The following is an 8,358-nucleotide window of genomic DNA, read 5'->3' on the forward strand; positions in this document are numbered from 1 at the left end:
TGGTGCGGTCCGGCAAGGCGCTATCCAGGGATAACCGGGCAAACAGACGCATGGAGGCGATTTCGTACAGAGCATCTTCCATCGCGCCATCGCTCAGGTTGTACCAATGCTGCATGCAGTGAATGCGGAGCATGGTTTCCAGCGGATAAGGTCGCCGGCCATTACCAGCCTTGGGATAAAACGGCTCGATGACTTCCACCATGTTTTGCCATGCGGCGTTTTTCAAGATAGTTGTCGCGCAAAGCTGTTTTAAGCAGCCTCTTTTTGCTCCGGCTCGGGTTTCTCGGGCCGCTCCGGATTTAGCATCACGGCACCGATAGGTGTCCAGTCTCGCGTCTTGCCACTCCACCTCGCTGGGTGTTGTGCTCGGGCGGCCTGGTACACAGCATCCCGTTTCGCCAGCAGGGCTTTATCGTCACCCCGATGCCGCTCGTTGGGTGTGACGAAGCGGATACGGCTATGCCGGTGCTCTTCGTTATACCAGGCCATAAAGTCGCGCACCCACTCCCTGGCCGCTTCCAGACTGGCAAAGCCGTCTGATGGCCACTGCGGACAGTACTTCAGCGTCCTGAACAATGACTCCGAGTACGGATTATCGTTGCTGACCCGAGGCCGTCCCCGCGAGGGCGTGACACCCAGGTCATGCATCTTGGTCAGCAGCGTGACTGACTTCATTGGCGCGCCGTTGTCCGAGTGCAAGACCAGCGGCTGCTTCCAGCACTGCTCGCGGATGATGCTCCGTTGCAGCAACGCCGCCGCCCGTTCACCGCACTCTTGCTCATGCACTTCCCAGCCCACCCCTTTGCGGCTGTAGATGTCCTCTATCAGATAGAGGTAGTAATACTGGCCGCGCACGAGTGACGGCAAGTAGGTGATATCCCAGGACCACACTTGATTGGGCCCAGTCGCGGTATGGCTGGTTGGTACCGGCACATGACGCGGTGGCTGGCTACGGCCACGCCTGTGCTGCTGGTCAGCCGCCCGCAAGATGCGATAGAAGCTCGACTCACTGGCCAAGTAGCGCCCCTGGTCGGCCAGCCGTGGCACAATTTGACTCGGCGGCAACGAGGCGAACTCCTGGCTATTGCAGACGTCCAGCACGGCCTGCCGCTCCTCTGGGCTCAATGCATGAGCAGGTATGGAACGAACCGCATCCGGTCGCCTATCGGCACTCAGCTCAGGCCCGGCCAACCAGCGCTGGAGCGTGCGCAGACTCAGCCCCAACACCTCGGCCGCAGGATGCTTGCGGGCGCCAGCTTCAAGCGCTTCGCGCCACCATGCAACGTATTGCTGCCGCTCTGGCAACGAGGTCAGTTGTCCTCGTCGACGTTGCTCCAGTAGGCATCGAGCTTTTTTTGCAATATCAGCAGAGCTGCCGCCTCGGCCAGGGCCTTGTCTTTGCGCCGCAGCTCTTGCTCCAGTTGCCGGATACGCTTCTTGTCCGCTTTGGCCTGTGCCTTCTCCGCCTGTTGTAAGGTACGAGCGGATTGCTGGCCCAGAATACAGGCTTGGCGCCATTGCTGGACTTGCTCGGGATAGAGACCCTTACGGCGGCAGTACTCACTGAGTTCAATCTCGGAAAGCGCAGCGGTTTCCAGCACGACGGCGAACTTGGCCTCGGCGGGCCATTCATCGGTCAGTTTGTTGTCCCCGGGCACAGGAGACCCTCCGTCTTTGGCGTGTTTGCGCCAATTATACAGAGTGACCTCGCTGATGTTTTCCTGCCGAGCCAACTCGGCCACCGACATATTGATGGGCGGCAGCAGCTTCTTGAGCAAAGCAGCCTTGCGCTCACTTGAATAACGAGCCATTCGACACTCTTTATCCGCCCCCGGTCTTCACATTTAGATTATTCAGATTAGGCGACAACTATTCTGACACCGGGGGCATGGCAGAATCTGCTCCATGCGGGACAAGAAAATCTCTTTTCTGGTCTGACGGCGCTTACTGCTGAATTCACTGTCGGCGAAGGTGAGCTGATGACTCATGATGAACCCTTTTTCATGGCTCCAGATGACAAACATGATCTCATATCAGGGACTTGTTCGCACCTTCCCTAAAGCAACACTTACCTATACGGTTGTAAACAGGCTTTCTATTGTTACTGTTGATGCAGAAGTTTATCAAATGTAATAATTATATTGATTTTTATAGTCGTATAATCCAGATGGGTTGTAGTAACTACAATATGGTTGGGAAAATTAATTAATACATGTATGAATTTATAATCAAAAACAGATCTGCTTTATATTCTATCTGCTCATTATTTCTAAAGTTGATGAGCGGTCCATTAGCTGTTCTTCTGGTTACAACTAAACTAACCCCCGAAGTTCAGGGGCTTTATTATACCTTCATTTCAATATCGACTATTCAATGGATATTTGAAATAGGCTTTTCAACTGCCATTGTGCAGCACTTATCTGCTACAAAGATAAAAAGTCACTTTAATAGTTATGTTAAAGTTGCGGTGTATTTTTTTACTGTGATGTCACTATTAGTTTTTTTAAGTTCACAGTTATATGCCCAATGGGTTTTTGCAGATACTCATAAATCAATATGGCTAACACCATGGTTATTATATTCCCTACTTTTTTGTTTCAACATACTAAATAATATTGTTCCACTTGTTGAAGAAGGTAGAATCAATGCTGAAAAAGTATACTTATCAAAGCTAATTAGTGGAGTAGCATATTCAGTTGGCTTGATCATATCATTGTGGCTAGGGGCTGGTTTATACTCATTATTTATTTCACAGTTGTCTATGTGTTTAGCAAATGTACTCTTGTTCAAGGGCAACTATTCCATCATATATTATGAGTATAAAGGCAGTTCAGCAAAAAGATCCCTCGCTGTAGCCAAGAGCATGCTGTCATTTCAGTATAAGTTATCCTTGGTTTGGATTGTTGGATACTTCTATTGGAACATATATTCTGTTTATTTTTATAAATATGTCGATGCTGTATTTGCTGGTCAGTATGGAGCAACAAATTCAATCATTAATGCTCTTGCTATCGCGATGACAGCATGGGTTCAGACAAAGAGAGCTCATTTAGGAAACTTGGTTGCGGGAAATAAAGTTTCAGAGACTGTGCCAATATTAAAGCAAGCATTATATTTTGGTTTATTTGGGTACATTATTATTACATCCATGTTTATTTTATTTCTTAAACTAGATATTCTTAATTTACAGCACAGATTTCTTGTGACTGGATTGGTATTGCAGCTCGCAATAATGAGGCTTGCTATTTTGGTGCATGAAATAGTTTTCATGTATTTTAGGACATTCAAAGATGAGCCATTTTATCGCCTATCAATTCTAAACTATATAGTCACTCCTTTGGTCGTTATCTTTGCTCACAGGTATGGCACTATTGAATATTGCTTTATAGCTGCGATAGCAATACAGTATCTATTAATTGTGCCTATTTATATCAAGTCAAAAAAAATAATTATGGAGCGAATTTAAATGATCAGCGTTATCATGCCAATTTATAACGGTGAACTATATCTAAGAGAGGCGATTGAAAGTATTTTAAAACAAACATATACCAACTTTGAGTTAATTTGTATTGATGATGGCTCTACAGACAATACGCTGAGCATTTTAAAAGATTATGCGGCGAAGGACCATCGAATGGTCATTGTTAGCAGAGAAAACAGAGGTTTGATTTCAACGTTAAATGAAGGTCTTTCTCTGGCTAAGTATGATTATATAGCAAGAATGGATGCTGATGACATTTCTATGCCTAGTAGGCTGGAGAAACAAATAAATTATCTACATTCACATAAGAATGTTGGAGTGATTGGTTGTTCATATACATCTGTTGATCAAGATAGAAATATTATTGGTCTGAGACGGTTGTGGAATATTAACTATATTCTCAAAGCTACATGTATATTTGGGGCACCCTTTGCGCATCCTAGTGTTATGTTTAATAAATCTATTTTGGGGGCAGAGTTATATTACTCGACTGAATATAAACATGCTGAAGATTACGAGTTATGGACAAGGCTTCAAAAAATAACAAGATTTGCAGCTTTAAGCGAGCCGTTATTAGAATATAGGGTCTTAAAAACAAGTGTTTCACGTCAAAATTATATAGAGCAAAAGGAAACAATGCTTCGTGCTGCATGTAATAACCTTCTAGCTCATCAACCAAGAGATAAAAAATCTATATTAAGGTTTTATATAGACGGGGAATTAAATATAGCGTTTATTCGATTTATGTTTATGCAAAGTCACCTTGAAAATATAGCAGTTCAGCTTTGTTATTTGTTTGTGAGATTTATTAAATGGAAAGCATAATTCTATTCTCGATGCTTCTTTCGACGAAATACATGCTTCCTTCAGTTCTTGGGATTAGTAAGTATCTATTGTTGATTGCAATGATATTGAACGTCATAGGCGTTTTATGGAATAGTTTTTCTCATCAATGGATGACAAAAAGTAAGCTAATTGTAATTGCATTATCATTCGTCACAATGCTTCTCATCAATGTTGCAAAATTAAATTCTGATTTGTTTTCTGTTGATGACTTATATCCGACCGATATTTTTATATTTAGTGCTATATTGGTGGTTATATCTACAAAATATAAATTGCTAATAAATGCAGTTATAAAATATTTAAACTTGAATGCTTTGGTAATATCGTTTGGTATTGTTCTGTTTCTTTTAGACACATTCAAGTTGATTAGCCCTATTGGATTAGTTAGTGCGCCAGATCATGCGAATTTGGATGGTTATCAAAATTTATATTATCTAGCATATTACCCTTCTTGGATATCATTCGATATATCTGGCATCGTTATACATCGCTTTGCTTCTGTTTTTTGGGAGCCAGGGACTTTGGGATTGTATTTAATAGCATTTATTCTAATCGAGGCGTTGTTTTTTGTTTATAAACATGAACTTTTTAATCGGAGGCGTGGGGCAGTATTTTTAATTTCAGGTATACTATCGCTATCATTGCTATTTTACTTGTTGATATTCCCTGTTGTCTTATTTATCCTATTTTATAATAAGAAATGGGTGGCTCTTTCAATAATTATAACGTTCATCGCACTAGCACTCATCTATTTTTATGACCAGTTGTATAATTTGATTTTTTATCGGCTGGAGTTTGATTCTGAACGAGGTTTTGTAGGAAATAATAGGTCTAGTGCATTTGATATTATGCTTAATTCTATGACAAATACGGACTGGATTACTGTTTTGGTTGGCTATGGGCCTAAAGCTATTTTCCTTGGTGATTCGACCTCCTTTCCGATAAAAATATATCAGCGTGGATTATTAGGGGCTGGAGGATTAGTATTATTAATTATTTATTCAACACTTGTTTTCCCTAGATATAAAATAGCAAAATTATTCGCTTTTATTCTGATGTTTGGCCTGTTTTTTTTAACTCAAATTGAGGGGGCAATAATAAGTTTGTATTTTATAATTTTGATGCTGGCCTCCGATACTGAATTTTATAAATTTTATAAGCCCCTGAATAAGGTTAGATGATGATATCCATTGTTATATCTACTATATCTGCGCGTATAGAAAAATTAATTATTCCGCAAGCATCGAATATTGAGTATGTCGTGGTTCATCAAAATCCTCATGAGGCAAAACAATCAATAATTCATGAGTTGTTGTCACGAAAAGATGTTGTCTATACTCCCTTATATGAGCATGGATTAACTAAAAGTAGAAATGTCGGTATAGCAAACGCATCGGGTGATTATGTTTTGATCATGGATGATGATGTAACATTCTCGATTGAAAAAATCTATCAGTTAATAAAGACCATGATTGATGAAAAAATTGATGTGGCGACTTATTACCATCAGTATCTTGACGGCAGAACGACAAAAGCAAATAATGAATCGTATTTTTTAAATAAATTAACGATCGCGCAACCATCATCAATAGATATTTGTTTTAATAAAAGAGTGTTAGCTGAAAAAAATATCAAATTTGATGAGCTTTTTGGATTAGGATCAAAATATCCATCAGGTGAAGAAATGATATTTTTGTCCGACTGCCTCTCCTCAGGTATTCCTGTTAAGCGGTATCCATTAGAGATATGTGTGCATCCCCCTATTACTTCAGGACTGGATTTTTATAGCTCGCCCCAAAAGATCTCTGCGAAAGCAGCCATGTTTTCAAGAGTGTATAAAAAATGGTGGCGAGTTATGTTTATATTATTTGTGATAAAAAAAATACCTAGAGTGTTTAAAGCCGGATATACCTCTTTTTTTATTTCAAATGTTTTTTATTGCTTAAGAGGTAAATATTAATGAATTGTCATCCTCTAGTCTCCATTATAATGCCTTCGTATAATTCCAGTTTGACTATATCTGATTCTATTGACAGTGTTATAAATCAAACATATCAAAACTGGGAACTGATTATCACGGATGATTGCTCTACTGATGAAACTATTTCAATACTAAGGCGCTATGCTGATTCAGAATCAAGAATAATATTCTCTTGCAATGAGGTGAACTCCGGAGCAGCTGTTTCTAGAAATCGAGCTATAAATTTAGCTAAAGGTAAATATATAGCGTTTTTGGATTCTGACGATTTGTGGTCAAGTAATAAATTAAGCGTTCAAGTTGATTATATGGAGCAAAGTGGAGCTTTATTTAGTTATACCGGATACCAAAAGTTTTCAGAAAATGGATTGGGAGGGGTCATTATACCGCCTAAGCGGGTGACTTATGAACAATTATTGAAAGGGTGTGTTATTGGTTGTCTTACTGCAATGTTTAATGCCGAAGTTCTGGGGCGCCAGACGATGCCATTAATTCGTAAGAGACAAGATCTTGGTTTATGGTTGCAATTGCTCAAGTTGTGTGATGAAGCCCATGGTATTCAAGACGTGTTAGCCCAGTATCGTACTGATACTGGGATGTCTCAAAACAAATTTAATGCTGCTAGTTATCAATGGAGGCTATACCGAGATGTCGTCGGACTGAATTTAGGTCAATGTATCTGGTATTTCGGGTGGTATGCAATTAACGGTTATATTAAGTACAGGAAATAATATGAAAGTTGCTATTGCCGGCACGGGATATGTCGGGTTATCAAATGCTGTTTTACTTGCACAACACCATGAAGTGGTGGCGGTTGATGTGATTGCCAGCAAGGTTGAGATGATCAATCAAGGGCGATCACCCATCGTCGATAAAGAGATTGAAGGCTATTTGTCCAGTCACGACTTAAATCTGCGTGCCACCCTTAATCAAGAAGAGGCTTATCAAGGGGCTGATTTCGTCATCATTGCGACGCCAACAGACTATGATCCCGATACTAACTATTTCAATACCAGTACGGTGGAGTCAGTAGTCAAGGATGTGATGGCCATCAATCCTGATGCTGTCATGGTGATAAAATCGACCATTCCAGTTGGGTATACCGCCAGGTTGCGCAAGGAGCTCGGTTGTGAGAATTTGATTTTTTCCCCCGAATTTTTGCGTGAAGGACGAGCTCTCTATGACAACCTGCATCCTTCTCGTATCGTGGTCGGTGAGCGTTCAGAGCGGTCTCAGGTGTTTGCCAACCTGCTGTTGGAAGGTGCCATTAAGAAGGATGTACCTGTGCTCTTTACTGACAGCACAGAAGCAGAGGCGATCAAGCTGTTTGCCAATACCTATCTGGCGATGCGAGTGGCATTTTTCAACGAGCTCGATACCTATGCACAACTGCATGGGTTGGATAGTCGGCAAGTGATTGATGGCATTGGTCTGGATCCACGTATCGGTAGTCATTACAACAACCCCTCTTTTGGCTATGGTGGTTATTGCTTGCCGAAAGATACAAAACAGTTACTGGCCAACTACGACAAGGTACCTAATAATCTGATCCGCGCCATCGTTGATTCAAATACCACGCGCAAAGATTTTATCGCCGACTCCGTGATCCGTAAAAATCCAAAGTGTGTCGGTGTATATCGACTGGTAATGAAAGCAGGGTCAGATAATTTCAGAGCCTCAGCAATCCAGGGAGTGATGAAGCGGATTAAGGCAAAAGGTATTGAAGTCGTGATCTATGAGCCCACACTGACAGAGAAAGAATTTTTCCATTCTACGGTAATAACTGATTTGTCAGAGTTCAAAGCAAGTTGCGATGTGATCTTGGCGAACCGACGGGTAGCTGAACTTGATGATGTAATCGACAAACTTTACACTCGTGATCTGTTTGGTTCTGACTGATATCTATCTGTTTTTTTATTGTAAAAGTAAATAGCTGTTCCGAATAGTAGATCACCGGAGGAAGGGAACTCAGTCCAGTTTGTGCGATCTGATTAGTCGCTAAACAAAACAAGCCACACCCAAAGGACTGAGTTGATGCCTATCCTACCACCTC

At 41.5% G+C, this 8,358-nt stretch carries 7 protein-coding genes and 2 pseudogenes; 6 read left to right on the forward strand and 3 right to left on the reverse strand.

What is annotated here, in order from left to right; all coding sequences use genetic code 11:
- From HKD46_RS20525 to HKD46_RS20535, 3 genes and pseudogenes are all read right to left on the reverse strand, one after another.
- Positions 1–199: pseudogene (locus HKD46_RS20525) on the reverse strand (transposase); the annotation flags it as partial.
- A gap of 50 nt (positions 200–249) precedes the next feature.
- A protein-coding gene (locus HKD46_RS20530; protein WP_088813959.1) for an IS3-like element ISAs20 family transposase occupies positions 250–1,811 on the reverse strand; the annotation gives its coding sequence in 2 pieces (ribosomal slippage) (positions 250–1,349 and positions 1,349–1,811; 1,563 coding nt in all).
- A gap of 78 nt (positions 1,812–1,889) precedes the next feature.
- Positions 1,890–1,988, reverse strand: a pseudogene (locus tag HKD46_RS20535) (IS5/IS1182 family transposase); the annotation flags it as partial.
- Between the two features lie 224 nt (positions 1,989–2,212).
- Here HKD46_RS20535 and HKD46_RS20540 point away from each other — a divergent pair.
- From HKD46_RS20540 to HKD46_RS20565, 6 genes are read left to right on the forward strand one after another with little or no spacing between them, the layout of a single operon-like run.
- On the forward strand, positions 2,213–3,466 hold the full coding sequence (locus tag HKD46_RS20540; RefSeq protein WP_161470507.1) for an oligosaccharide flippase family protein: 1,254 nt from the start codon (positions 2,213–2,215) through the stop codon (positions 3,464–3,466).
- Positions 3,467–4,306, forward strand: coding sequence for a glycosyltransferase (locus HKD46_RS20545; protein ID WP_161470508.1), 840 nt, complete (start codon positions 3,467–3,469; stop codon positions 4,304–4,306).
- A 32-nt stretch (positions 4,307–4,338) separates the two neighbouring features.
- Positions 4,339–5,508, forward strand: coding sequence for a hypothetical protein (locus HKD46_RS20550; protein WP_161470509.1), 1,170 nt, complete (start codon positions 4,339–4,341; stop codon positions 5,506–5,508).
- Positions 5,505–6,287 (forward strand): glycosyltransferase, encoded by a 783-nt coding sequence (locus HKD46_RS20555; RefSeq protein WP_171865906.1) that lies wholly within the window; start codon positions 5,505–5,507, stop codon positions 6,285–6,287. Before HKD46_RS20550 ends, HKD46_RS20555 begins: the two co-directional genes overlap by 4 nt.
- Positions 6,287–7,036: a glycosyltransferase gene (locus HKD46_RS20560; protein WP_161470511.1), complete on the forward strand. Its 750-nt coding sequence runs from the start codon at positions 6,287–6,289 to the stop codon at positions 7,034–7,036. Before HKD46_RS20555 ends, HKD46_RS20560 begins: the two co-directional genes overlap by 1 nt.
- Before the next feature lies 1 nt (position 7,037).
- Positions 7,038–8,204: a nucleotide sugar dehydrogenase gene (locus tag HKD46_RS20565; protein ID WP_161470512.1), complete on the forward strand. Its 1,167-nt coding sequence runs from the start codon at positions 7,038–7,040 to the stop codon at positions 8,202–8,204.
- The last annotated feature ends 154 nt before the right edge of the window (positions 8,205–8,358 follow it).

Origin of the sequence: Aeromonas sp. TW 6 (assembly GCF_013168745.1) — a bacterium.
In the GTDB taxonomy this organism is placed as follows: Bacteria; Pseudomonadota; Gammaproteobacteria; order Enterobacterales; family Aeromonadaceae; genus Aeromonas; species Aeromonas caviae.